26 protein-coding genes and 1 pseudogene are annotated in these 23,601 nt (G+C 66.0%); 14 read left to right on the top strand and 13 right to left on the bottom strand.

Annotated features, from left to right (window positions below; translation table 11 throughout):
- Window positions 1-3: 3 nt before the first annotated feature.
- The 3 genes and pseudogenes from NFU08_RS05885 to NFU08_RS05875 all read right to left on the bottom strand — a co-directional run.
- Window positions 4-783 carry an NAD(P)-dependent oxidoreductase gene (locus tag NFU08_RS05885; protein WP_251421317.1) on the bottom strand — a complete coding sequence of 260 codons (780 nt, stop codon included), beginning with the start codon at window positions 781-783 and terminating at the stop codon, window positions 4-6.
- 22 nt (window positions 784-805) lie between these two features.
- Window positions 806-1,405 (bottom strand): methyltransferase, encoded by a 600-nt coding sequence (locus tag NFU08_RS05880; protein WP_251421314.1) that lies wholly within the window; start codon window positions 1,403-1,405, stop codon window positions 806-808.
- Between the two features lie 38 nt (window positions 1,406-1,443).
- A pseudogene (locus NFU08_RS05875) lies at window positions 1,444-1,563 on the bottom strand (tripartite tricarboxylate transporter substrate binding protein); the annotation flags it as partial.
- A 117-nt stretch (window positions 1,564-1,680) separates the two neighbouring features.
- On the opposite strand from NFU08_RS05875, the gene NFU08_RS05870 reads away from it, so the two are divergent.
- Both NFU08_RS05870 and NFU08_RS05865 read left to right on the top strand, forming a co-directional pair.
- Window positions 1,681-2,073 carry an IclR family transcriptional regulator C-terminal domain-containing protein gene (locus NFU08_RS05870; protein ID WP_309296830.1) on the top strand — a complete coding sequence of 131 codons (393 nt, stop codon included), beginning with the start codon at window positions 1,681-1,683 and terminating at the stop codon, window positions 2,071-2,073.
- A gap of 46 nt (window positions 2,074-2,119) precedes the next feature.
- Window positions 2,120-3,007 (top strand): class I SAM-dependent methyltransferase, encoded by an 888-nt coding sequence (locus NFU08_RS05865; RefSeq protein WP_251421312.1) that lies wholly within the window; start codon window positions 2,120-2,122, stop codon window positions 3,005-3,007.
- A gap of 21 nt (window positions 3,008-3,028) precedes the next feature.
- Here the strand turns inward: NFU08_RS05865 and NFU08_RS05860 are convergent, their stop codons facing one another.
- Complete coding sequence (locus NFU08_RS05860; RefSeq protein ID WP_251421310.1) at window positions 3,029-4,519, bottom strand: FAD-dependent monooxygenase; 1,491 nt, start codon at window positions 4,517-4,519, stop codon at window positions 3,029-3,031.
- A 221-nt stretch (window positions 4,520-4,740) separates the two neighbouring features.
- Between NFU08_RS05860 and NFU08_RS05855 the strand changes: the two genes are divergently transcribed.
- Window positions 4,741-5,220 (top strand): hypothetical protein, encoded by a 480-nt coding sequence (locus NFU08_RS05855; protein WP_251421309.1) that lies wholly within the window; start codon window positions 4,741-4,743, stop codon window positions 5,218-5,220.
- Here the strand turns inward: NFU08_RS05855 and NFU08_RS05850 are convergent.
- Both NFU08_RS05850 and NFU08_RS05845 read right to left on the bottom strand, forming a co-directional pair.
- Entirely contained in the window at window positions 5,217-5,507 is a 291-nt protein-coding gene (locus NFU08_RS05850) for a hypothetical protein (RefSeq protein WP_251421307.1), read from the bottom strand. The two genes, NFU08_RS05855 and NFU08_RS05850, sit on opposite strands and share 4 nt — an antisense overlap.
- Window positions 5,508-5,712: 205 nt before the next feature.
- Window positions 5,713-5,916, bottom strand: coding sequence for a hypothetical protein (locus tag NFU08_RS05845; protein ID WP_251421305.1), 204 nt, complete (start codon window positions 5,914-5,916; stop codon window positions 5,713-5,715).
- 365 nt (window positions 5,917-6,281) lie between these two features.
- Between NFU08_RS05845 and NFU08_RS05840 the strand changes: the two genes are divergently transcribed.
- Together NFU08_RS05840 and NFU08_RS05835 are read left to right on the top strand one after the other, a co-directional pair.
- Window positions 6,282-7,568 (top strand): glycosyltransferase family 87 protein, encoded by a 1,287-nt coding sequence (locus tag NFU08_RS05840; RefSeq protein ID WP_377085389.1) that lies wholly within the window; start codon window positions 6,282-6,284, stop codon window positions 7,566-7,568.
- A 61-nt stretch (window positions 7,569-7,629) separates the two neighbouring features.
- Window positions 7,630-8,850 (top strand): glycosyltransferase 87 family protein, encoded by a 1,221-nt coding sequence (locus tag NFU08_RS05835; RefSeq protein ID WP_251421303.1) that lies wholly within the window; start codon window positions 7,630-7,632, stop codon window positions 8,848-8,850.
- 7 nt (window positions 8,851-8,857) lie between these two features.
- On the opposite strand, the gene NFU08_RS20825 is transcribed toward NFU08_RS05835, so the two are convergent.
- Entirely contained in the window at window positions 8,858-9,301 is a 444-nt protein-coding gene (locus NFU08_RS20825; RefSeq protein ID WP_285835575.1) for an erythromycin esterase family protein, read from the bottom strand.
- A gap of 432 nt (window positions 9,302-9,733) precedes the next feature.
- On the opposite strand from NFU08_RS20825, the gene NFU08_RS05825 reads away from it, so the two are divergent.
- Both NFU08_RS05825 and NFU08_RS05820 read left to right on the top strand, forming a co-directional pair.
- Window positions 9,734-10,306: a hypothetical protein gene (locus NFU08_RS05825; protein WP_251421299.1), complete on the top strand. Its 573-nt coding sequence runs from the start codon at window positions 9,734-9,736 to the stop codon at window positions 10,304-10,306.
- A gap of 542 nt (window positions 10,307-10,848) precedes the next feature.
- Window positions 10,849-11,139, top strand: a complete 291-nt coding sequence (locus tag NFU08_RS05820) for a hypothetical protein (RefSeq protein WP_174180785.1) — start codon at window positions 10,849-10,851, stop codon at window positions 11,137-11,139.
- Window positions 11,140-11,906: 767 nt separating this feature from the next.
- Here NFU08_RS05820 and NFU08_RS05815 read toward each other — a convergent pair.
- The 3 genes from NFU08_RS05815 to NFU08_RS05805 all read right to left on the bottom strand — a co-directional run bounded on the left by NFU08_RS05815 (window position 11,907) and on the right by NFU08_RS05805 (window position 12,984).
- On the bottom strand, window positions 11,907-12,074 hold the full coding sequence (locus tag NFU08_RS05815; protein WP_251421297.1) for a hypothetical protein: 168 nt from the start codon (window positions 12,072-12,074) through the stop codon (window positions 11,907-11,909).
- A gap of 11 nt (window positions 12,075-12,085) precedes the next feature.
- Window positions 12,086-12,580, bottom strand: a complete 495-nt coding sequence (locus NFU08_RS05810) for a phosphoribosyltransferase (RefSeq protein WP_251421296.1) — start codon at window positions 12,578-12,580, stop codon at window positions 12,086-12,088.
- 71 nt (window positions 12,581-12,651) lie between these two features.
- Window positions 12,652-12,984: a CU044_2847 family protein gene (locus NFU08_RS05805; protein ID WP_174180790.1), complete on the bottom strand. Its 333-nt coding sequence runs from the start codon at window positions 12,982-12,984 to the stop codon at window positions 12,652-12,654.
- A gap of 201 nt (window positions 12,985-13,185) precedes the next feature.
- Here NFU08_RS05805 and acsA point away from each other — a divergent pair, with 201 nt between their 5' ends.
- The 5 genes from acsA to NFU08_RS05780 are packed head-to-tail and all read left to right on the top strand — an operon-like array spanning window position 13,186 to window position 17,303.
- On the top strand, window positions 13,186-14,997 hold the full coding sequence (acsA, locus tag NFU08_RS05800; RefSeq protein WP_251421294.1) for an acetate--CoA ligase: 1,812 nt from the start codon (window positions 13,186-13,188) through the stop codon (window positions 14,995-14,997).
- Window positions 14,994-15,992 carry a pyruvate dehydrogenase (acetyl-transferring) E1 component subunit alpha gene (gene pdhA / locus NFU08_RS05795; protein WP_251421292.1) on the top strand — a complete coding sequence of 333 codons (999 nt, stop codon included), beginning with the start codon at window positions 14,994-14,996 and terminating at the stop codon, window positions 15,990-15,992. The genes acsA and pdhA overlap by 4 nt, the downstream gene beginning before the upstream one ends.
- Window positions 15,989-16,570 (top strand): alpha-ketoacid dehydrogenase subunit beta, encoded by a 582-nt coding sequence (locus NFU08_RS05790; RefSeq protein ID WP_246256431.1) that lies wholly within the window; start codon window positions 15,989-15,991, stop codon window positions 16,568-16,570. Before pdhA ends, NFU08_RS05790 begins: the two co-directional genes overlap by 4 nt.
- Window positions 16,534-17,061: a 2-oxo acid dehydrogenase subunit E2 gene (locus NFU08_RS05785; RefSeq protein WP_251421290.1), complete on the top strand. Its 528-nt coding sequence runs from the start codon at window positions 16,534-16,536 to the stop codon at window positions 17,059-17,061. The genes NFU08_RS05790 and NFU08_RS05785 overlap by 37 nt, the downstream gene beginning before the upstream one ends.
- The gene (locus NFU08_RS05780) at window positions 17,058-17,303 is read left to right on the top strand and encodes an acyl carrier protein (protein ID WP_251421288.1); all 246 of its coding nucleotides are present in this window, start codon (window positions 17,058-17,060) and stop codon (window positions 17,301-17,303) included. The genes NFU08_RS05785 and NFU08_RS05780 overlap by 4 nt, the downstream gene beginning before the upstream one ends.
- 9 nt (window positions 17,304-17,312) lie before the next feature.
- On the opposite strand, the gene mptB is transcribed toward NFU08_RS05780, so the two are convergent.
- Together mptB and NFU08_RS05770 are read right to left on the bottom strand one after the other, a co-directional pair.
- Complete coding sequence (gene mptB, locus NFU08_RS05775) at window positions 17,313-18,932, bottom strand: polyprenol phosphomannose-dependent alpha 1,6 mannosyltransferase MptB (RefSeq protein WP_251421287.1); 1,620 nt, start codon at window positions 18,930-18,932, stop codon at window positions 17,313-17,315.
- 155 nt (window positions 18,933-19,087) lie between these two features.
- On the bottom strand, window positions 19,088-20,239 hold the full coding sequence (locus NFU08_RS05770; protein WP_251421285.1) for a GGDEF domain-containing protein: 1,152 nt from the start codon (window positions 20,237-20,239) through the stop codon (window positions 19,088-19,090).
- A gap of 146 nt (window positions 20,240-20,385) precedes the next feature.
- Between NFU08_RS05770 and NFU08_RS05765 the strand changes: the two genes are divergently transcribed.
- Entirely contained in the window at window positions 20,386-20,622 is a 237-nt protein-coding gene (locus NFU08_RS05765) for a zinc-ribbon domain-containing protein (RefSeq protein WP_174180798.1), read from the top strand.
- Between the two features lie 33 nt (window positions 20,623-20,655).
- Here the strand turns inward: NFU08_RS05765 and NFU08_RS05760 are convergent, their stop codons facing one another.
- Entirely contained in the window at window positions 20,656-22,014 is a 1,359-nt protein-coding gene (locus NFU08_RS05760; protein WP_251421283.1) for an Nramp family divalent metal transporter, read from the bottom strand.
- Window positions 22,015-22,404: 390 nt separating this feature from the next.
- On the opposite strand from NFU08_RS05760, the gene rsgA reads away from it, so the two are divergent.
- Window positions 22,405-23,580, top strand: a complete 1,176-nt coding sequence (gene rsgA, locus NFU08_RS05755) for a ribosome small subunit-dependent GTPase A (RefSeq protein WP_397425268.1) — start codon at window positions 22,405-22,407, stop codon at window positions 23,578-23,580.
- Window positions 23,581-23,601 lie beyond the last annotated feature (21 nt).

Here is a 23,601-nt window from a genome sequence, read left to right as displayed (position 1 = left end):
CGGTCAGCGCAAGGCCGGCGCTGGTTCCTGGGCCATCCGGGCCAGGGCAGCGGCAGAGGCGGTCGTCATCTCGGCCGGTACGCCGAGGTCGCCCAGGTAGCTGGCGGTATCCTGCATCTCCTTCGAGCGGCGTACTGCGTGCTTGGCAGTGCCGGTGAGGAACCGGTCAATCACGGCCTGCCCGTTGCCGGCCAACTGGCTCGCGATCTGGGCCCGGATCCAATCCTCGAGTCCGGCGGCGCGGCCCGCGGTCACGGCCTCCACCACCACGGAAGCCAGGCCCTTCATCAGGACGCTGCGAAGAAGCTTATGGGCCATGGCCGCCCCCGGTTCCCCTTCGGCGATTTCGACGTCGACGCCCAGCGGGCCGAGCAGGTCGGCGACAGCCCGGGCACCTGGCCCGCTGGCCATGAGGGGCGTTTTCTCCCCCAATGCCGACACGGGACCCAGGATGGCGACGTCGGCGAAGTCGGCGTTGCCGGGCAGCCGCCCGAGTTCCTGCATGGTTCCGGGCGAGGACGAGGTGAAGTCTGCGTAGCAGCTGCCGGGACCGAGGACCGGAAGGCACTCCGCGGCAACGCTGCGTGCGGCGGCGGCGCCCGTCATCACCAGGACGATGTCCGCGCCGGCACAGGCTTCTGCTGCGGTGGCGGCCCGGGTGATGCCGGCAGGAGTGGCGGGGGCAACGGGATCGAATCCCGTGACCTTGTGGCCGGCGGCGTGGAGTGCCGCGGCGTAGGTGGCTCCGGCTTCGCCGAGGCCAATAACGGTTACCGCTGTCATGGTTTTCTCTGTCTCTCTTGGTTTAGCCGCGGGCTGCGACGATGGCCTGGCGGCGGTTCGTTTCATCGGCGAAGACCGCTTCCGCGGCATCCGCGACGGCGGCCGCCTGCTCCCGCGGGACCACCACGACGCCGTCGGAGTCGCCGATGACCACGTCACCGGGCAGGACGGGGACTCCGCCGAAGGCGAGGGGCGTCCCCAGGCGGAACGGACCGTTCTTGTAGGGACCGGCGGGGGAAGTAGCCCGGGCGAAGACGGGCATGCCTATCTCACGCAGCGCGTCGGCGTCGCGCGCTGCCCCGTCCAGCGCGAAGCCCGCGATGCCAAGGTTGATGGCACGCTCACCGATGAGCTCCCCCAACAGGGCGCGGGACGAATCGCCTCCGCCGGCAACAACCAGCACGTCACCGGGGCGGGCCAGCTCAAGGGCCCTGTGGATTCCCTGGTTGTCCCCGGGCCTGGTCCACACCGTAAAGGCGGGGCCGGCCAGGAGGGCACCCGGCCAGATGGCCTGGATCGCGGAGTCGGCGACGCCGAGCCGGTCCATGGCGTCGCCGATGTTGGCGGCGGGCAGCTTGGCGAGGCGCTCCACCACGCCCCTCTCGGGGCGGGGGAAATGCACTGCGATGACGGTGGGGTCGATGACCTGGCGGCCCAGGGGCTGGAAGCCGAAGCCCCCTCCGAGAAGTGCACGGGGGCGAATTCGGAGCCGGTGCTTTCCTGGATCTGGGCCATGGCGAAGTGTTCACCGGTCTGGAGCCCGGTGGTGCTACCGGACAGCCCCTACCAGACGCTGAAGGACCTCAGCTGGCAACGCAGACCGGAATGTCCGTGTCCCTCCATACCCGGCTCGGGAACGAGCGAATCCTGGTGGCACGGGTTCAAGGAGAAGCGCCCATGCAGTACGACCTTCCCCTGGGTAAACGTCTGCCATTGACCCGCGGCGCGGCAGGGAAGATCCTGATTGCGGACGCCTCTGACGCAGAGCTCGAACAGGTCGTGGCAGCCGCGATCGCCGCCGGCCATGAGGAGCCGGGATTCACGGTTGAGGAGCTGCGGTCGCGGCTGCCCGCGCCAGGCTTGGACTACGCGTACTCCGCGAACGAGCGCGTCGTGGGCGTCCTCTCCGTCGGGGTTGCCCTGACCAACAGGGCCGGCCGCGCCAACGAGGCCATGGCGCTGAACTGCCCGGCAGAGGCGACGACCGAAGAAAAAATCAAGGCCAATGTGCCGGAGCTTCGGCGCGCCGCCCGCAGGCTGTCCGAACTGCTTGAGGGCTCCGTGTACTAGGCGCCCGGAACCGCGGCGGAATCCGCCGGCGTTGTACTGTGATGGCGTGATCGTCCCCGAAATTTCCCAGAACGCCGCGGCGGTGGCGGATCACTACGACGAGCTCGATCCGATTTATCGCCGGGTGTGGGGTGAGCATGTCCATCACGGCCTGTGGGCAACGGGTCGCGAGACGCCCGCCGAGGCCGTCGAGGCGCTGGCGGACACCGTCGGCGACCGGCTGCGCCTTATGCCGGACGAGGCGTGCGTCGACATCGGCTGCGGCTACGGCTCCACCGCAAGGCGGCTGGCTCTGGCCCGCGGAGCGCGCGTTACCGGCTTCACGCTGTCCGCCGAGCAGGCCCACTATGCCGCCGCGCGTCCTGTGCCCCACGTGGACATCCGTCTCCGCGACTGGCTGGCCAACGGGCTGCCCGACGCCTCAGCCAGTGCCGCGTGGGCGATCGAGTCGAGCGAGCACATGGTGGACAAACCCAGGTTCTTCGCCGAGGCGCACCGCGTGCTGTCCCCCGGCGGCCGTTTCGTCGTCTGCGCGTGGCTCGCCGGGACTGATGCCGGCCGCTGGAAGGTCCGCCACCTGCTTGAGCCGATCTGCCGCGAAGGGCGCCTGCCCTCGATGGGCACGCGCGAGGAGTATGAGGCGATGGCCACGGCGGCGGGCTTTGTGATCACTGGCTATGAGGATGCCAGCCGCCGCGTCGCGCGCACCTGGCCGATCTGCGCCCGTCGCCTGGTGAAGGCCCTGCTGGTGGACCGCGAGACCCGCCGCCTCGCCCTTGGCGCACGCAATCGCATTTTCGTTTTGAGCATCCCCCGCCTGATCCTGGCCTACCGCACCGGCGCAATGCACTACGGGATTTTCACGCTGGCGAAGGCGGGCCGGAACGGGTCACCAGGCGAGCCCGGCACCTCAACGCGGCAGGAGTCAACCTGACCGCCCGCGCCGCCGGCACCACTACTGGCCGGCCGACCACCAGGCCAGCGCGTCCTTAAGGCCGTCGCCGCTAACGTCCCCCACCCATGCCACATACCCGTCGGGGCGGACCAGGACTGCCTCGGGTGCACGGACGTGCCCAAGCACCGGCAACTCCCAGGGTCCGCCGTACCGCGCATCCACCAACTTCACCTGTGACGGCCGCGGGACCTTGCCGAGCGACCCCCGCTCCCCGAAGTTCATCAGCACCGGCCGGGCATCATGGAGGTGCGAATAGACCGTGCTGGGTCCTTCCCGGGTATCAAGGTCGACGTCGGGCATCCGGCGTCCCAGCAGCGGATGGCCCTCGCCGAGATCGTAATGGACGTCAAGACCGGACTGCATCGCGGCGAAACGCCGGCGGGGTTCTTCCATGCCCAGGAGCTCGGAGACCACCTCACCTGCCGCCCTGGTGCGGGGGTCCGGGCGGCGGAGCGCAACCTGGGCCATGGTGTTGCGCAGCACCCGGGCGGCCACAGGGTGGCGCTCGGAACGGTAGGTATCCAGCAGCGCGTCCGGGGCCGTCCCGTTGATTACCCGCCCCAGCTTCCAGCCGAGATTCACTGCGTCCTGCACACCCAGGTTCAGGCCCTGGCCGCCGTCCGGAGAGTGGACGTGGGCAGCGTCGCCGGCCAGCAGGATCCGCCCCTTGCGGTACTCGTTGGCCTGCCGGGTCATGTCCGTGAACCGCGAAATCCAGGTGGGGCTGTGGACTCCATAATCCGTTCCGCACGCAGCCGTCAGTGCTGCTTTGAGATCATCCAGTGATGGTTCCGTAGCAGGCCCGACGTGCCCCTCGGTTACCATCACCGCCACGGGCCCGCTGTCCGCGTAGACCACCCTGCCGTCTACAACCTGGTACTCCCTGCGGCCAAACGAGTGGATGCCCAAAGCGTTCTGGTGCACGCCAAACTCCGGCTGGTCCGTCATCTCCACCTCCGCGATCAGCGCGCTGGTGGTGGGATCCCAGCCGGGGAACCCGATGCCCGCCGCTTTGCGCACGAGGCTGTGGCCGCCGTCGCACCCCACAACGTAGCCGCCACGCAACCTCCTGCCGTCCTGGAGTTGGACGCCGACGGCGGCGCCTTCCTCCACGAGTCCGGTCACCTCGTGTCCGCGGTAGAACGTGACGGCCAGCTCCGCCACCCAGCCGGCAAGGATGCGTTCGATATGGTTCTGCCACAAACCAAGCCCGTAGGGATGCCGGGTGGGAAAATCGCTGATGTCGAGGCGCGTTCCCGCGAAGCCGGCCACCTGCGCCACCTGACCCTCGGCGAGGAAGCGGCCGGCAATGCCCCGCTGGTCCAGGACCTCAAGGGTTCGTGCGTGCAGGCCGCCCGCACGTGCACCCGCGAGTTCCTGGTTGGGACGCCGCTCCACGATGGCAGCATCAACTCCCGCCAACGCCAGTTCGCCGGCCAGCATCAGCCCGGTAGGGCCTCCGCCGACTATTACCGCTGCATGATCACGCATTGCTCCGGCTCCGTTCTCCAGGTTGCGGGCACTGCGATTGTGCGCCCCCGGCCCGGCCTTGCCGCAAGCCCCGCACCCGGAGATATATTGGAAATGGAAGGAGCGATCCGCTCAATTCTCGTTCCGCCAAACTATTGCCCCTGGCACGGACCTGGGCGACCCGTATGGGTCTAGTGTGGGGAAGGTCGGCACTCGCCGCGAATAGCCCTCAGGGAGGGTGCATGAACTCCAGACAGTCCAGCTCCGAGCAATTTATGCAGTACTTGAAAAGCGTTGGGGGCTCGGAGGCGGACGTCACCGGAGCTTCATACGTGGTCAGCGACGGGGACACCGTGGAGAGCGTGGTTTCAGCGCTGCGGATGGAGCAACAGCAGCATGGCAGTGCCGCCAGGGACCCGTCCGTCCTGCACGCCTTGGCGCAGGTGATGGTCAGCAGGCGCGATGAGCGGGATCCTGGCCACCATGCCGGAGCCTCCCAGTCAGGTCAGTACCAGCTGGACATCCATCTCAGCGCCGGAAACAGCACCCGCGAAAGTATCCCGGAGAAGGACATCGACGACGCCAAGGCCTGGGCACGCACACGGATCGAATCCCAAGGCGCCGAGTTTGGGGCCATCTACTTCCCCGCGGGCGGAGACGGCGCACCAGGCACGGGAGCACTGGTGTCCAGCTACGACCGTTCGGTAGGCTGGTACCGCTAACCGGCTTTCCCGCGCAGATGTCCGCCGGCAGCCAGGAGGGCGTCGAGCTGGGCGGACTGATGTGCCTGGAAGGCTTTGTCGGCGCTCAGGTTCGTGCTGGCGAGCAGCGGGATGTCCAGGCTCGCGTTGCAGCCGCGGCAGCGGATCTCGTCCGTCCACACCCAGCTGTACGCCGCGTGACTTTCGCGCACCCTCTGCATCGCTGAGGTGATTGCTTCCGTTGTGGCCGCAAAGTGCGCTGCGTCCTCATTGCTGAGGCTTGTACCAATTTCGATGTCGATGCTCATCGTGCCTCTTCCGTCGTCCCCGATGGTGCTGTCGACAGTAGTGGGCGTTGCACCGGGAAGGAACGACCTTAAGGTCACGGTTGCCTAACCCTTCAAGCCGCACCGGAACCGGGCCATGGCGGCAGCGGGGCACAAAGGGTGCCGGAAGCAATCCCGGCAACGCCGGGCGGCTGCAGGACCGGTTACGAAAACCTGCCCGGCCGGGTCACCAGGCCTGGTGTTCGCGGGTGAAGCCGAAAGGAACGGCCTCACTCAGGTCCACCGTGAACTTGTCCACACCGAGACGGGTGACCAGGATGCCGTGCCGCTGTCCGGCGAGGGCATAGGCTTTCGCGGCGGTGACAGCGGCGTCGAGCTCACTGTCCATGCTTTCGCGGTCGGCAACAGTAACGGTCAGCGGAAAGTTCATTGGGGCAGGCCTTCGTGGATCGGTGGATGGGGGAACTCGCACCCTGCGCTCCCCAGGGCTGCAGGTGAAGTAAGGCACCTCGGTGCCCCGCGGTCCATGCTCCCCTACGCTTCACACGCCAGCAACTTTAGATAAACGCAGCAGGTCAGGGGTGGATACCGCTTTCCCCGCTCCTGCCAATTACTGGCCCCCAGAGGCGTGAATTAGAGTTGGAACAGAGTGGGGGCTGTTTCCGGACGGCTCCGAAACCCTGAACACCGGCCACGCCGCAGAACCCACGCCGCCAGTGCGGCAACTTGCGTGCGCCACGAACCGACAAGGATCCTGCCATTTCCACGGACGCTATCTTCGGCAATCTCACCCGGATCCGCAACGTCATCCTTCCTGCGCCTGCCCGGACCCGGCTGAACACCGGCCGCGGGCTGCTGGCCGGTTTCATCGTGGTGCACCTGGTTTTCCTGGTCTTCGCCGCATCCCTCTCGCTTCGCGGTGAGGCCTTCAGCGATACCTTCATCTACCGCGACTGGGCCATGGCGGGGTTCAACGACGCGAACCTCACCGGCGGGCCCAGCCCCTGGGTCTACCCGATCCTTGCGCTGATCCCCATGGCCATCGCAGGCATCGCCGGCCCCGGTCCGTTCTTCTTCCTGTGGGTCCTCATGACCACAGTCCTGAACGGCTGGGCCCTGCTGAAACTCACCAACCGCGGCAGGGACCGCCAGGCCATCCCCGCCGGCTGGTGGTGGCTGGTGTTCACGTTCCTCATGGGCTGGCTGGGATTCGCCCGCGTGGACGGCCTCACCGCCCCGCTGGTCCTGGTGGCCCTGGCCTATGGCGTCGGCCGGCCGTTCATCGCCTCCGTCCTGCTCGCCATCGGCACCTGGGTGAAGGTCTGGCCCGCCGCCGTCATGCTGGCCCTGTTCGCCGTCGTAAAAAACCGCGTCCTGGTGGTGCTCGCCGGACTTGCGACGACGGCGGGGGTCGTCGCGCTGGCCGCTGCGGTGGGCAGCGTCCCCAAGCTTTTGAACTTCCTCACCCAGCAGGGTGACCGCGGCATGCAACTGGAGGCCACCTTCACCACGCCCTGGCTCTGGCTGTCCGTCCTGAACATCGGCGACTCCCGCATGTACATGAACACGGATATCAACTCCATGCAGGTGGACGGCCCCGGCACCGCACTGATGTCGGTGCTGATGCAGCCACTCCTGATCCTGGCCGCACTGTTGGTGGCCGGCCTAACGTTCTGGGCACTCCACAACGGGAAACAGCACAAAGGCCGGCTCAACGGCGGCATTGACCGCACCGAACTGCTCCTCGCCGGCGCCCTGACCCTGGCCACCGCGTTCGTCGTGTTCAACAAGGTGGGCTCCCCGCAGTTCATGGTGTGGCTCGCCCCGGCCGTCGCCGTAGGGCTCGCCCATAGCTGGCGTGATTGGCGGGTCCCGGCCGCCATGCTGATCGTCATTGCCGTGGCAACCTACTTCATCTACCCCCTGTTCTACGACGCCCTCAGCCACAACAACCCGTGGATGGCCCTGGTGCTGACCATCCGGAACGTCCTCCTGGTGATCCTGTTCCTCTGGAGCGTCCGGCGCCTCTACCTGCTGGGCAAGAAGGCGCCCGCTGCCGCCCCCGCGCTCAAGGAGTCCTGAGATTTCCACGAGGTTCTTCGACCGCCTGGTCACCGTCCGCAGCAAAGTCCTGCCCGCCAAGGTGGTGGACTGGTTCGCCCGCCCTTCCAGCGTGTGGTGGGGATTCGCCGTCGTCCACCTGTACTTCCTAGGCTGGATGGCGTCCTTCTTCCTGCACGGCGACACGTTCAGCGACACAGAGCAGTACCGCCAGTGGGCCATGGACGGCTACAACCCCGGGGATCTCGACGGGAAGATCAGTCCCTGGGTTTACCCCGTGCTGGCGCAGATCCCCATTTTCCTGGCCAACATCGCCGGGCCGGACCTGTACCTCCTGGTGTGGTTCCTGATCATCGCAGCCCTCAATGCCGTCGGACTCGCTTTCCTTACCCGCGGACCGCGCAAGGCGGGCGGCATCGCCCCGGCCTGGTGGTGGCTGTTCTTCACGGTCTTCATGGGTTACCTCAGCTTCGCCCGCGTTGAAGGCATCACCGCCCCCATCGTGCTCATCGCCCTGCTGTATGCGGCTCAGCGGCCGGTGGTGGCCGGCGTCCTGCTCAGCATTGCCACCTGGATCAAGGTGTGGCCGGCGGCCGTCCTCGTGCCCATTGTGATCGCCAGCCGGAAGCGGATCCACATACTCCTTTCCGGGGTGGCGGTGACGGCGGTTGTGGCGCTGGGCACCTGGCTGTCCGGCGGGCTGCCGCACATCATGGACTTCCTCACCAACCAGGGCGAGCGCGGCATGCAGCTGGAAGCCACCTTCTCCACGCCGTGGGTATGGCTGAGCGTCTTCAACATTGCGGGCTCGAAGATGGCGGACAACACCGCCATCAACTCCACCGAGGTTTACGGCCCCGGCGCCGGTGTGGCGGCTTTCCTGATGCAGCCGCTGCTGATCCTGGCGGCCGTCATTGCCGCCGTCCTGCTGGTCCGTGCCCTGAACCGCGGCGCCGAACGGGAGGAACTCTTCCTCGAGGGCTCCCTAATGATGGTCACCGCGTTCATTGTGTTCAACAAGGTGGGCTCCCCGCAGTTCATCATCTGGCTGGCGCCGGTGATTATCGCCGGGCTCACCCACGACTGGGAACGGTGGAAGGTCCCCGCGGCGCTGCTGATGGGCATCGCCATGACCACGTTCGTGATCTACCCGCTGTTCTACACCCCGCTGATCCACGCGCACCCGGTCATGGCGGCCATCCTCACCACGCGCAACGTGCTCCTGGTGGTGCTGCTGTGGTGGTCGGTGAAGCGGACCGCCGAGCTGGGCCGGAAACCTGCAGCGGTGCCTGCCGGGGCGTAACTTCCCCTCAGAAGCCCGTGGGCTCGGTCTCGAGCTCGGGCTCACCCGGCCGCTGCTCGTGGTGGAGGGGACGGAGGGCCGTGGCCTCCGGGATCCAGAGCAGGGCGTCGTACCGGCCCGCCATGCGGGTGGGAACGTAGTTGCCGCCCTCATGGCCCCGATCATAGACAACGCCGATCGCGGAAGACCTCCCCGGATGACGCTGGCGCATCAGTTGCCCGATGTTGTCCATTCCGCCCTGGGCCATATCCGTGGCTCGGGCGTCGCCAACGTGCGTGTTGTGCGCCCACACCGGGCCCTTTGAGCCCGGACCGTGATGGACGGCGATGCTGGGAGGCCACCCGGTTCCCCGGTGGCCTCCCAATAGATCTTGGCGTTGGGTACCGCCACCCGGCCGTTTCTCCTCATCAATTGTTCGTCCCCCACCCCTCAACAGTAGGGGAACCTGCACGAACGGTGGGACGACCGATATGGTCAGCTAGCTTTGACTGGCAATTTTGCAACACTTCCGGTTAGGATCATTGATTTTCTTTATCCCGGTTTTTATCTGCAATTAATAGACCTCAAAATCGGCTGGCCGATTCAGCTTGCAAACTGTCACATATACCGTTTACGCTTGTTGCGCTTAAGTATTTTTTATATGGGGGAAAATTGGGGAAACTAAGTAAAAAGTTCGCTATTGCCGCATGCGCCGCTCTTCTTGCGGGACTTTCAGCTCAACCCGCTAGCGCAGATGCGAAAAAGACGCTTTCTAACGCTGAGATAGAAGCGCAACTTTGACCAGTATGTAGCAAAGAAACCTCGCGATATCGTGGGGCTTGATCGTCTCTCGAAGAGGCTCACAGGACAGGGGACGCGTGTCTCCATCAACGGTGATGGAGAAGTGACCCCGGAGCACGCGCAAGCGGTCCTGGACGGCAAGCACTCGGGCTTGACTCGGGCCGCCTTTCCTTCAGATGCCTTTGATGTCTACGTCACATACGTGCCGCTGGCGCAAGGCAGCCGCCAGCTGACGGTCTATGGCCAGTGGGACTGGAGGGACGACTTCGTGGGCCAAGCGGCTCCGGAAGACATCGCGTCACTTCAGTTCAGCTACCCCGACTGCGTTAGGCACGGAAACCTGGCGGCCAACACCGGCATGTGGGATGGTTCCGTCACCAACCGCGCCACCCTTAGAGATGCAGGTGTTTCATCAAAGGCGCCAATCTGGAACATCCACGATGGAACCTCTGGATTCGCGAATCTGACTGATAATGGGTGCGTAACGTCGACTTTGAACGCGGCGAACTGCACAGTTGGCGGTCCGGCTCAAGTTGGTATCGCCTTCGCTTATGAGGCCAACCGTGGCGGCAGTGTTGTGTCTGTCTCGGCAGGTTTCGGCGCACTTAGCGTTGGTTACTCAAACCAAGGCGACGTGCTGAGGAAGTCATCACAACCAATATATGGAGCACTTTAAAAGTGGATCAAACCCTACTGACGTTCTTGGTTGTAATTTTTACTGCCATATTTCTATACTGCCTTTATGGCGTTATATATCGCGCAGTAAGGAATGCAATCCGCGACTCAATAGCTGAAGCCGGTCAGAGTGAGCTTGTTATCCGGAAAAAGGCCGGAGACACCGATTCGCTGTAGTGCAACAAGCACTTGCAGGTGAAGGGTCCGAAACGGTGCCAAGATGACATCGAAGATTCTCAGCGCTACATGTCCACCCTGCAGACCGGAACCTGTGTCAAGGCGGTTTCTTTAGCCCGGGATCCATGGGAGACCTCAATGGTCGTTTGACGACTATAGGAGCATCGTCGTAGACAAAAAGGGCCAGGCATCGCGGAGCTCTGCGACGTGGGGACTGGACCCAACAGCCGGCCGCGAAGCGGGCGCCCGAAGGGGTGCGAGCCCTACAGAGCATCGATCTTCCCTCCGACCCTCGTGAGATAAAAGGCGATAAGGTCAGTCAGACGAGACTCGGACGGAAGTCTCACTGACCTGGGGGTACCAGTAGTGAACATCAAGAAGAAGGTCGGGTTGCTCCTCGCGACCGCCATGGTTACAACGGGGTTCGGCGTGGCTGCTGCCCCGGCGGCATCGGCAGCCTCGTGCTGGTCCGGTTCCGTCTGCTACCAGGAGGTTGGCGGCCCGTACCGGTACAGCCTGGAGAACTGCAAGAACGATCACTGGACCCGCTACCTTTGGGCCCAGCGCCAATGGCCCAACAAGCGGATCAGTGCCAGCGGCTGCTTCAGAACAAACGTTAACTGGGGCTGGAACTATGTCATCACGGTATGGAATTGACCTGGTACGGCGTCCTAGTTATGGAGATCTCGTAGAGCATCTAAGCCACGGACTGCACCGCCCACGCGGCGGGCCATCGAGGCAGCAAGTCATTTGTCCCGGTGGTTAGGTAGGGCCAGATAAAACTCGGAACTGTTCCAGTAACGAAGAACCCCGCGCCGGGAACAGTGCGGGGTTCTTCGGTGCTACTGACGGTTAAACGGGAGCGCCTGCGATTGTCCACTCAAGACGATTAGGCCTTTTCGTGGGGCTTTACGCCCAACGACTCACACGCATCACCACCCTTACCAACGACAAGATCACCACGGAGGGCACCGAAACGCGGCTTTGGTTCGGGTCCTCACACCTGCTTGCCGAATCAGCACATCATCCCTCAGTCTCGGACTCGCCCCAGTCGGAATCGACTCCAGGCAATTACGCGGACCAGCCCTGACCAATCTCGCCGGGCAGCTGCCCATCCGGCTCCTCTCAGACCTCACCGGTCTAGGGACCCAAGCGGCAGTGGGCTGGGCAGACATCGCCACCCGATCATGGAATGCCTACCCCCAACTACGCAGCGAGACCTATTCCAATAACGCATGGATCGAGTAACGCACTTGCACCAGTATTCGGCGTTGGCTGCCACCAGGGCGTTCTGCACGTGGGCCATCGTTCAAAGCCGGCGAGCAGCTGGTAAGCGTCCAGGTCCTCCGCCGCAGCGAGCGGGCGTCCCAGGAGCCGGATCTCGTCCAGCTCCTGCATGTGGCGCACGGGCGCCGGCGCCCCGTTCACAGTGGAGCCTCCTGGACACCTTCCGCAGCGCCCTCCGGCGTCAAGTAGCGCGAGAACCATTCCCTGGCCAGAGCTGCCACCTGGCCGAGCGTGCCGGGCTCCTCGAAAAGGTGGGTGGCTCCCGGGATGGTCTCCAGGTGCACCGGGGCCCGCATCAGGTCCATGGCCTGCCGGTTCAGGGCCAGGACCTGGGTGTCGGCACCCCCCCACCAGCAGCAGGGCCCAGCTGCCGCGCCACCTTGCACGCCACCCGGGCCGTTGATCCGGTGGCGATGCCATCGTCCACAATGATGGCCGTACGTCCGCTGAGGTCCTTGGGGGGCCGTCCCTGGCGGTACCGTTCCAGCCTGGATTCCAGGAGTGCACGCTCGCGCGCCTCAACTGTCCTGAGATCATCCTCTGTAACCCTGGCAACGGAAACGACCCGCCGGTCCAGCACCCGGGCACCGCCCTCCCCGATGGCACCCATCGCCACTTCCGGCTGGAAGGGCACCCCCAGTTTGCGCACAACAATCACGTCCAAGGGGGCGTCCAGGGCTTTCGCAACCTCGGCCGCCACAGGAACGCCGCCCCGGGGCAGGCCCAGGACCACCGCGTCCTTCCCGCGCAGGCCGGCCAGGGCGAGCCCGAGCTTCCGGCCCGCTTCCACCCGGTCCCGGAACTCATACATCCGGACACCTCCTCGCGTGGAGACCCTTCAAGTGCTGCTGCATCCCGGAAACCCCGGCCCCGCAGGCCGGTTTACTCTTCCTCGGACAGGACATCCGGGGAGGCGGACCACGACATCCTCAGGATGAAGTGCCCGTCAGCGGTGTTCCGGGCGATGACCGCCCCCGCAGTGCCCGCCAGTTTCACCCCGAATTCCACTTCCATGTGCTCGGGTGCGATTTCCCGCATGGCGTCGACGGCGGCCGCCGCGGCGGGGCGGACGGCGGCCAGGGCATCCTCCAGGCGCCGGCCGGCATCCAAAATCCCCTGTTCGTTCCTTGCGGGGTGTTCCACGCCGTAGCTGTTGTCCGCCACTTCCACCAGAACAGTCCCGGAGCCCACCTCGTACCGGACTACCTCAGTCATGCCAAGCACCCTTCTCCTCTGCTCCGGCCGGGGCGGGCAAGAGCCACGGGCGCGGGGCTAATACCCTCCCACTAGACACCTGCCCCGGGCAGCGCAACAGGGTCAAAGGGCCCGCTGCGCCCCGCCATCACGCGCGTCCCTGCCCACCCCGGGGGACTTTCTACCCTTGCCACTCCCTGCCTGCAGGAGTCGGATTGGAGCATGACCGCAGGCACAACCCAACCCACGCGCTGGCCACGGATCTCCAAGGATCTTCAGGACTTTCCCGTGGTGCCCAACCTGGCGGATTACGACGCCGTGTGCCGTGCGTTTTCGTGGGACGGTGCCCGCCGGGCGCTGTCCGGGCTTCCCGGCGGGGGCCTCAACATCGCGCACGAGGCCGTGGACCGCCATGCCGCAGGCCCCAGGGCAGGCCACGAGGCCCTGCGCTTTGTCCGGGCTGACGGGTCCACCCATTCCCTCAGCTACCGCGAACTTGCCGAGCAGACCAGCCGGTTTGCCGCAGTCCTGGCGCAGCTCGGGATTGGCCGGACGGAACGCGTCTTTTCCCTCATGGGCCGGAGTCCGGAGCTGTACGTTGCGGTGCTGGGAACCCTCAAGAACGGAAGCGTGTTCTGCCCCCTGTTTTCTGCCTTCGGGCCGGATCCCGTGAGGCAACGCCTGCAGCTGGGGTCCGGGCGCGTGCTGGTCACCACGAGGGCCCTCTACCGCAAGAAAGTGGCCAGGATCCGGGACGCGCTTCCGGACCTCACACACGTCCTGCTGATTGACGCCGACGGCGAGCCGGAACCGGGAACCCTTGACCTGGCCATGCTCATGGAGGCCGCACCTGGCGACGCCGGGATTGCCTCCACCCAGGGCGAGGACATGGCCCTCCTCCATTTCACCAGCGGAACCACCGGCACCCCGAAAGGTGCCATCCATGTGCACGAGGCCGTCACCGCCCATTACGCCACGGGCCTGTACGCTTTGGACCTGCATCCGGACGACGTCTACTGGTGCACCGCAGACCCGGGCTGGGTGACCGGAATCTCCTATGGCGTCATTGCCCCTTTGGTGCACGGCGTCACCACGGTGGTGGACCAGGAGGAGATGGACGCGGACCGGTGGTACCGGATCCTGGCGGAGCAGCGCGTTACGGTCTGGTACACCGCGCCCACCGCCCTGCGGATGCTGATGAAGGCCGGCGCCGACCGCGCCTCGGGCCACGACCTGTCCGTGCTCCGGTTCGTGGCGAGCGTGGGCGAACCCCTCAACCCGGAGGTGGTGGTCTGGGGCCGGGAAGCCTTTGGCCAGCCCGTGCACGACAACTGGTGGCAGACCGAAACCGGCGGCATCATGATTGCCAATTTCGCGGCCACCGAGATCCGGCCCGGTTTCATGGGCCGGCCCCTGCCCGGCGTGGAGGCAGCCCTGGTCCAGCGGGATGAGAACGGCAAACCGGTGATTGCGGACGGTCTTCCCGTGCTGGTCGCGGAGCCGGACGCGATGGGGGAACTGGCCTTGCGGGCCGGCTGGCCCTCGATGTTCAGGGGCTACCTGCATGAAGAGGAGCGGTACCGTCGCTGCTTCGCCGGAGGGTGGTACCTCACCGGGGACATCGCCAAGCGTGATGCGGACGGATACTACTGGTTCGTGGGCCGCGGTGACGATGTCATTAAATCCTCCGGCCACCTCATCGGCCCCTTCGAGGTGGAAAGTTCGCTCATGGAGCACCAGGCTGTGGCCCAGGCCGGGGTCATTGGTGTCCCCGATCCCGTGGCAGGGGAAGTGGTCAAGGCGTTCGTGGAGCTGCGGAACGGGTGGGAGCCATCGGAGGAGCTTCGCCTGGACATCATCGGCTTCGCCCGCAAACGGCTCGGTGCCGCGGTGGCCCCGCGGATGGTCGAGTTCACCACGGCGCTCCCCAGGACGCGCAGCGGGAAGATCCTGCGCCGGCTCCTGAAGGCGCGTGAACTGGGGCTTCCCGAAGGGGACACCTCCACGATTGAAACCCCGCAGGAGGCACCATGACCGCCGTGGCAGGGCGCATCAGCGCGGACCAGGCCGCCCTGGCCCGGCACCTCCTTCTCCAGATGCTGCGCGTCAGGCGGCTCGAGGAAAAATGCGTCGAACTCTACAGTGAGGCAAAAATCCGTGGCTTCCTGCACGTCTATATCGGCGAGGAAGCCGTTGCGGCGGGCGTCCTGGACAACCTCCAGGGGGAGGACGCCGTCGTCGCGACGTACCGGGAACACGGGCACGCACTGTTGCGGGGCGTCCCCGCGGGCGCCATCCTCGCCGAGATGTACGGGCACGTCCAGGGATGCTGCCGCGGCCGCGGCGGCTCCATGCACCTTTTCGACGCCGGGACCCGCTTTTTTGGCGGCAACGCCATCGTCGCGGGCGGGCTGCCCCTCGCCGTCGGCCTTGCCCTGGCAGACAAAATGGCCGGCCGCTCCCGGGTGACCGTCTGCTTCTTTGGCGAGGGCGCCGTAGCGGAAGGTGAGTTCCACGAGAGCCTCAACCTGGCCGCCCTGTGGCAGTTGCCGGTGCTCTTCTGCTGCGAAAACAACCTGTATGCGATGGGCACGGCGTTGGGGCGCTCCGAATCCCAGACGGACATTGCACTGAAGGCGGCAGGCTACGAACTGGCGGCCTGGGCGGTGGACGGCATGGACGTGCTCGCCGTCCATGAGGCTGCCCGCCGCGCCGTGGACGCGGTTCGTTCCGGCGCCGGGCCGCACTTCCTGGAACTGCGGACGTACCGTTTCCGGGCCCATTCCATGTTCGACCCCGAACGCTACCGGGAGAAGGCGGAGGTGGCGCTCTGGCTGGAGCGGGACCCCATCACCCTGCTCCGCAACGCCCTGGGGGACGCGGACCAGCTGGCCGAAGCGCAGTGGACGGAGCTGCAGCGGGAGGCCGACGCCGAGGTGGCCGCGGCCGTCGAATTCGCCGAGGCCGGGACACCGGAGCCGGTGGAGGAACTCACCCGGTTTGTCTACAGCGAGCGGGGCCCGCAATGAAAACCACCTACCGGGAAGCCATCAGGGCCGGCATCCGGGACGCCATGAAGCGCGACGAACGCGTGTTCCTCATGGGTGAGGACGTGGGGGCGTACGGGGGCTGCTTCGCTGTCAGCCTGGGACTTTTCGAGGAATTCGGGCCGGAACGCATCCGCGACACGCCCTTGTCCGAATCCGGCTTTGTGGGGGCGGGCATTGGCGCGGCGCTCGGCGGCATGCGGCCCATCGTGGAAATCATGACGGTCAACTTCAGCCTGCTGGCCCTGGACCAGATCGTGAACAACGCGGCTACCCTCCTGCACATGTCCGGCGGGCAGTTCAACGTCCCCCTGGTGATCAGGATGACCACCGGGGCGGGCCGGCAGCTGGGCGCCCAGCACTCCCACAGCCTGGAAGGCTGGTACGCCCACATTCCGGGCCTGCGCATCCTCGCGCCCGCCACGCTGGAGGACGCCCGCGGCATGCTCTGGACCGCCCTGCAGGATCCGGATCCGGTACTGATCTTTGAACACGGGACCCTGTACAACATGCCGGGAGAGTGGTGTCCTCCCGGCTGGTGGCGTCTGCCCTGCTGCTGAAGGCAACTGCCCTCGCCGCCAAGACGGTGCCGGAGGTCAACGGCTTCTATCTGGACGACGGGTTCTGGCCGAGCTCCTCCGTGCACCTGGGTGTGGCCGTCGCCCTCCGGAAGGGTGGCATTGTTGCCCCCGCCATCCATAACGCGGACACCCTGTCCGTGGACGAGCTCATGGAAGGGCTCCGCGACCTCGTGGGCCGGGCCCGGGCAGGGAAGCTGCAACGGGCGGAGATGGCAGATCCCACCATCACCGTGACCAACCTGGGCGATCTTGGCGTGGACAGCGTCTTCGGCGTCATCTATCCGCCCCAGGTGGCCATGGTGGGGCTGGGCAGGGTGATGGAACAGCCATGGGCCCACAACGGGATGCTGGGCATACGCCCCGTGGTGACGGCAACACTGTCCGCCGACCATCGTGTCAGCGACGGCCTCCGCGGGGCCCGCTTCCTTGCCCGGCTGGACGAGCTGCTGCAGAAACCGGAGGAATTATGAACGGACAGGATGCCCGCGCGGCAGTGCACCGGGCCATTAACCAGGTGGCGCCGGACGTCGGGCCGGAGGACCTGGAAGAAGCGGGCGCCCGGCTGCGCCAAGACCTGGAGCTGGACTCGCTGGATTTCCTGCGGCTGGTGGAAACGATCGACACCTCCACCGGCGTAAATATTCCGGAGCGCGACTATCCGCAGGTTTCAACCGTTGGCGGGCTCATCGACTACGTCACTGCGCACGGCTGACCGCCTGGATCAGCGGCTTCCCAGCTTCTCGCGGCCAGGCTCTTCCGCCCGGCTCCGCCTGGCCTCGCGCAGCGCCATCAGCCACGTCCAGCCCCGCCTGGCCAGGTCCAGTGGCTTGCCTTCGATCAGCAGCTTCCGTGTATGCACGTCAAGGAATAAAAGATAGAACGTAAATGCCAGGGCCGTGATGAACGCCAGCGAGGACGCATCGATGGGCAGTTCCACGAAGGACCAGACGGAGAGCTGGTCCTGCGCCCCGAACACCACAAAGAACGTGACGCCGACGTACAGCGACCTGATCTGCCAGTCGTCGCGGATTCCCGTGACGGCCAGGAACGGCAGGAACCAGAGGATGTACCACGGCTGGATGATGGGGGACAGCATCACGACGGCGGTGAACGCCAGCGCCATCCGGCGTACCGCCAGCGAGTAGTCACCCCGGAACATCAGCAGCAGGACCAGCCCGATCGCGGCCCATTTCATGCCCGTCCGCAACAGGGTGGCGAAGGTTCCGCCGGGGAGTCCCAGGACGTTGGCGAGGAACTCCACCTGCTGGCCCAGGAAGCCGGATGGCGAGTAGCCTGTGTACCCCGGGGTGGGGTCCATGATGGCCCAGGTCCAGCCGATGCCAAGGTTGTAGGGGATGCCGCTCAGGACCAGCACGCCGAAGCTGATGCCCGCCGTCGCAGCCCAGATCAGGAACTTGCGCGGCCACGACGCGGACGGGCCCGCCCACATCACACCGATGAACGGCAGCAGGAGCACGGTGATCGGCTTGATGCCGATGGAGGCGGTGACCAGGAGGATGCCCACCATGTAGCGGCGCGTGGCTGCGAAGTAGACGCCGGCGACGGCGAGCCCCACCATGAGGGCGTCGTTGTGGGCGCTGGCAATAAAGCTGATCAGGAACAGCGGGTTGGCCACCGAAATCCAGAGGGCCCGGGCCCCGTTGATGCCGTGCAGTTCCGCCAGCTTGGGGACATAGATAACGCAGAGCAGGACGCCGGCGCCGGCCAGGAGGCGGAAGAGCAGCACGGACACGTCAGGCTGGGCACCTGTCAGCCCGACCACCCCGCGTGCCAGCCAGAGGAAGTAGGGGCCGTACGGTGTCCGGTTTTCGGCCCACGCAGGGTCGGCCCCCAGCGAGAACCAGTTGCTGAGGCTTGAGATACCCACCTCGTACGGGTTTTGGCCCTCCATCACCAGCCTGCCCTGGCCGGTGTAGGCGTAGACGTCCCGTGAAAACACCGGAACGCAGAAGAGCAGCGGCAGCGACCAGGCGGAGATGGCCACTACTACGGACTGCAGCGCGGACTGTCCCCAGTCCGCCAGCCGCTGGCCCAGCCGAAGCCAGGAACGGATCAGCACCATGGCGCCCACGGTGAGCAGCACGGTGGACACTGTCACTCCCCAGCCTTCCGTGCGGAGGGCAATGACCACTGGCTGGCGGATCATGGGTGAGCCGTTGGCGATCCAGCCCGTGCCGATGGAGCCGGTAAACATCATGAGGGCTCCGATGAAGCCCTCAAGGGTGGCGAGATAGGCGCGGCCGGTGGCCGGGCCGGAGGCTTTAGCCGGCGCGCCCGGCTGAGTCTCCGAAGTCCCGGGGTGTGACCCGCCTGCCGTCATGAGTGTCTGGTCCCTAACTTGGTTACGGCGCTGGTTGGACCAGCAATAAGGCCGCCTGCAACCCCGCCATTTTATCAGCAGGGCTTCACACTGCCCCTGGGTGACGGACCGCCCGGAAGCCACAGTTTGGCAACAGGCCCGGTGCGCGGCCCCGGCTAGGACATCCTGTCGCTGCGGGCAGTCTGGTTCCGGCCCAGCGACTTGGCCATGTAGAGTGCGGCGTCTGCTGAGGCGATCAGGCGCTCAACGTCCGTTGAGGCGCCGTCGTAGGTGGCAATCCCGTAGCTGGCTGTGGGCATCTCCATCCCGTCCGCCGTGGTCGCCGCGGCCAGGCGGTTGCTGATCGACTCGGCGATGAGTTCCGCCCGTTCGGCGCTGGCGCCCGGGACGAGGATGACGAATTCCTCCCCGCCGTAGCGGCCTACCAGGTCGGTGGGCCGTACTGTGGCAGTGCACGCATCGGCGAAGGTCTGCAGGGCGAGGTCCCCGGCGGCATGCCCGTAGGTGTCGTTGACGGACTTGAAGTGGTCCAGGTCTGCCAGGACCAGGGCGCCTGATCCCCTGGCGATGGACAGGTCCGCCAGCTGCTCCGCCGCCATTTCCAGGAAGGCCTTGCGGTTCAGCAGCCCCGTGAGATCGTCGCGGGAAGCCACCACGCGCAGGGCCCTGGTCTGCTGCTCGCTGCTGAGGGCCGCCATGCTGAACGAGACCACCACCAGCAGGACCATGGTCACCAGCGTGGTGACCGCGGAACCGAAGACGCTCTGGAAAACAGGCCCGTCCTGGCCGTCCAGCATGAAGGCACCCCAGCGCAGGAGGTAGAACACGGACAGTCCGCCCGCGGCCACGGCCATGGGGATCCGCACCCGGGAGTAGCCCGGTTCCAGGCGCCACAGTTCACGGGATGCCAGTCCGATGGTAAGGCTCATGACCGCCAGGAAAACAGGTCCGCCGGACCAGGTATTGGTGGCCGGGTTATCGAGGACCGAGGCCACCAGGGTGGCCAGGGGGATACCGGTGAAGGCCCATGTGGGCGGCGGTACGGTCCGCAGCGACCGTGCACCAGCCCACACGGCCACCCCGCCGTGCACCAGCAGCACGTTCCCCAGCGGGTTGGCCCAGACCTGGTGGGCCGTGCCGTCCAGCAGGAAGCACGCAGATCCTGCCAGGAAAAACAGCAGCGCCAGGCACCACCAGCCGCTGTACGGCGAGCGCGTCACCCGGTAGGCCGAGAAATAGAAAAGAAACACCAGCACCAGCGCCATCAGGCCGAACGCAATCCGGAGGGTCGCGGTATCCAGAACCATGATTGCCGAAATCCCCCTGATAACGAACAGTGCGCGGACCCCCAGTATCGCACCGGTCGGGGAGGCTGTCAGGATGGCGCTATCGGCAACCCCAGGGCCTAAGGTTGTCAGAACAGCCAGCAGGACTGCCCCGAAAGGCCAGACCCATGTTCCTTCTCTTTGGTTTGAAAACAGTGCTGAACGCGCTGCCCGGCAAACCGGCCACCTGCCAGTACTGCCGCTCGTTCGTCCATCACCGCCTGGAGGAGCGGGCCACCAAGTTCACGCTCTTCTTCATCCCCGTGTTCACCACGTCGCGGAAATACAACATCACCTGCACCAACTGCGGGTACGTTTCGAGCATCTCGGCGCGGCAGAAGCGGGCCCTGGAACTGCAGCGGTAGGCCGGGTCCCCGTGAGGGGCCGCAGCCGGACTCCTAACCGCCGAACAGCGGCGAGAGGGATGTCCAGAACTGCCGGATGCCCAGGACGATGAACAGCAGGGCGCAGATCCCCAGTGCGATGTTGGAGTGGAGCTTGTTGGCCCACGCCCTGGGGATCCGCCGGCCGTTGAGCAGCCCCAGCAGGGTCAGTGCCAGGAACGGCATGAACAGCGAACCCAGTGCCCCGTACAGCAGGATCAGGCCGATCGGCTGGCCCAGCGCGAACAGGACCATGGGCGGGAACGTCAGCCACAGGATGTAGAACCTGAAGTATTTACCGCCCACCCGGGTATCCGGGTGGCCGGACTCCTTGCCCCGCATGTTGCCCCAGAAGTCGGCGAACATCAGGGAGACCCCGTTCCATACGCCGATGATGGAGGAGAAGGACGCGGCCCAGAAACCCACCAGGAACCCGGTTCCCACAACGTCCCCGTATTCCGCTTTCAGCACACCATAGAGGTCCAGCAGCCCTTCGTCGCTGGCGCTGAGGGACACACCCGCGGAACGCACAACCTCCGCACCCACAATGAGCATGGCGATGACGAAGATGCCGGTCATAACGTAGGCCATGGAGTTGTCGATCCGCATGACCTTCATCCACTTGGGCGTGTACCAGCCCTTTTCGCGAAGCCAGTAGCCGTAGGCGGCGAGGGTGATGGTGCCGCCCACGCCACCGGCCAGCGCGAGCGTGTAGAAGATGCCGCCGTCCGTCGAGGGGATCATCGGGATGAGCCCGGCGAGCATCTCCGGAATGTTCGGGGCGGCAATCACGGCCAGTCCCACCACGGTCACGAACATCATGCCCACCAGCACGGCGGTGATCTTCTCGAAGGTGGCGTATTTGCCCCACCACACCATCGCGAAGCCGGCGAGGCCCATCAGGATGGCCCACCCCCACAGCGGCAGGAAAGGGAACACGGCAGCCAGCGGCAGCGCCGCGGAGGACATGGCCGTGGCCCCGTACACGAATCCCCAGATCATGATGTAGGGGCCGAAGTACCAGGTGGTCCATTTGCCCAGGGAACGCCAGCCCTCAAAGATCGTTTTTCCGGTTGCCAGCGTGTACCTGCCGGCCCCCTCGACGAGGATGATCTTCAGGACCACCCCCACAATGACTGCCCAGAACAGGCCGTAGCCGTAGCGGGAGCCCGCCACCAGGGTGGCCACCATGTCAGCGGCACCCACACCTGTGGCCGCCACCACCAGTCCGGGACCGACGATGCGCCACTTCGCCGGACGGCCGCCGTCGTCATCAATCCTGTCCGCATGGCTGACTCCGGGCTGGCTCTCCCTGCCCGCGTTCAACACAGCGTCGTTCCTTGCAGCGGCCTTGCCCACGGCGTCATCGCCCATGGTTCCTCCTCGATTGTCCAGCAGCGTGGAAAACACAACTGCAGCCAACCTATGCCGGAACCATTGCCCCCTCCAAAGACAATGGGCTGGCCCGGGGGCACATGACGGGTACCGATGTCCGGTCCCGGGCTCTGGTGGATTCCGCTGGCCGGGGCTAGAGTGGATCCGCCGGATGACGCCGGCGGACCAAGGGACCCTGATACCGGTCACCCACGGCAGGAGAGGGAGGTGGTCTTGATGACTGTTGCAGCCCCGCGCCCTGAGCGCTCCGCACCCCTCTTCCAGACTCCTTCCCTGAACTGCACCGGCCCCGCCTGACCCTTCAACGGAGCGCCACAACACCCGGGCCCCCTGCGGCCGGTGCGCAGGGGCTTTCCCTGAGGTATCACAGTGAACACATCATCAGGCCGTGTCCTGGACAGCATCACCCTCACAAACGTCACAACGCCACACAACGCAACTCCAATCGGCCCGCGTGCCTACGGCTACACGCCGGCGGTCGCCCGGCACTTCGACATCCACCCCTTGCCCGGGGCAACGGAGCGGGGCCGGGTGGTCCGCGTGGACCGTTCACTGCTCCTGGTGGCCGCGGGAACAGACCTGCTCCACCTTCCGTATCCGCTGACCGGTGACGCGGCAGTCACCGGCGACTGGGTGTGGATGGGGCCCAACAGGGCCGGGGACCGCCAGGTCCTCGGCGTCCTTCCGCGGCTCTCGGAGCTCAGCCGGAAGCGCGCCTTCGAGGATTCCTCCGAGGCGCAGGTCCTGGCGGCCAACATGGACATGGTGGGCGTGGTGGTCCCCGTGGACCGGCCGTTGACGCACAACCGGCTGGAGCGCACGCTCGTGGCCGCCTGGGATTCCGGCGCCACTCCCCTGGTGATCGTCACCAAGGCGGACCTCGCGGGGGTGGCGGACGACGTCGTCGGGAAGGTCATCCTGCAGGCGGCGGGCGTGGAGGTGGTCACCACCTCAGCGGAAACCGGTGACGGCATCCCCGAGCTGCTGGCGCACATTCCGGCGGGCGGCACCATCGTCCTCCTGGGGCCGTCCGGCGCCGGGAAGTCCACGCTCATCAACGCCCTGGTGGGCCGCAATGTCCAGCACACCGGCGATGTTCGGTCCGGCGACTTCAGGGGTAAACACACCACCACATCCCGCGAACTCGTGCCCCTTCCCAACGGGACGGTCCTGATGGACACACCCGGCGTGCGGGGTTTCGGATTGTTCGACGCCGAGGACGGCATCGGCGGAATGTTCGGCGACATCGAAGCACTGGCAGGCCAGTGCAGGTTCACGGACTGCGCCCACCAGAGCGAGCCGGGCTGTGCCGTGCAGGAGGCAATAGCGGAGGGCGTGCTGGAGGAACGCCGCTGGCACAACTACCTGAAGCTGCAGCGGGAGCTTGCCGCCCTGGCCCGCCGGAGCGACGCCGCAGCGCAGCGGGCCTACCAGCGGGAATGGCACCAGAAAGTGGTCATGGCCGGAAAGTCCCAGCGTTCCGCAGAACGCGACCTCTCTGAACAGCGTGGACGGCAGGACCGGCCGGGGCGCAAGCGGCGCTGAACCACGGCCTGGACCTGACGG

The sequence above is a fragment of the Pseudarthrobacter sp. NCCP-2145 genome (assembly GCF_023708005.1).
Classification (GTDB): Bacteria; Actinomycetota; Actinomycetes; order Actinomycetales; family Micrococcaceae; genus Arthrobacter; species Arthrobacter oxydans.
The sequence above is the reverse complement of the archived record's forward strand: the minus strand, read 5'-3'. Positions and strand labels throughout refer to the sequence as shown.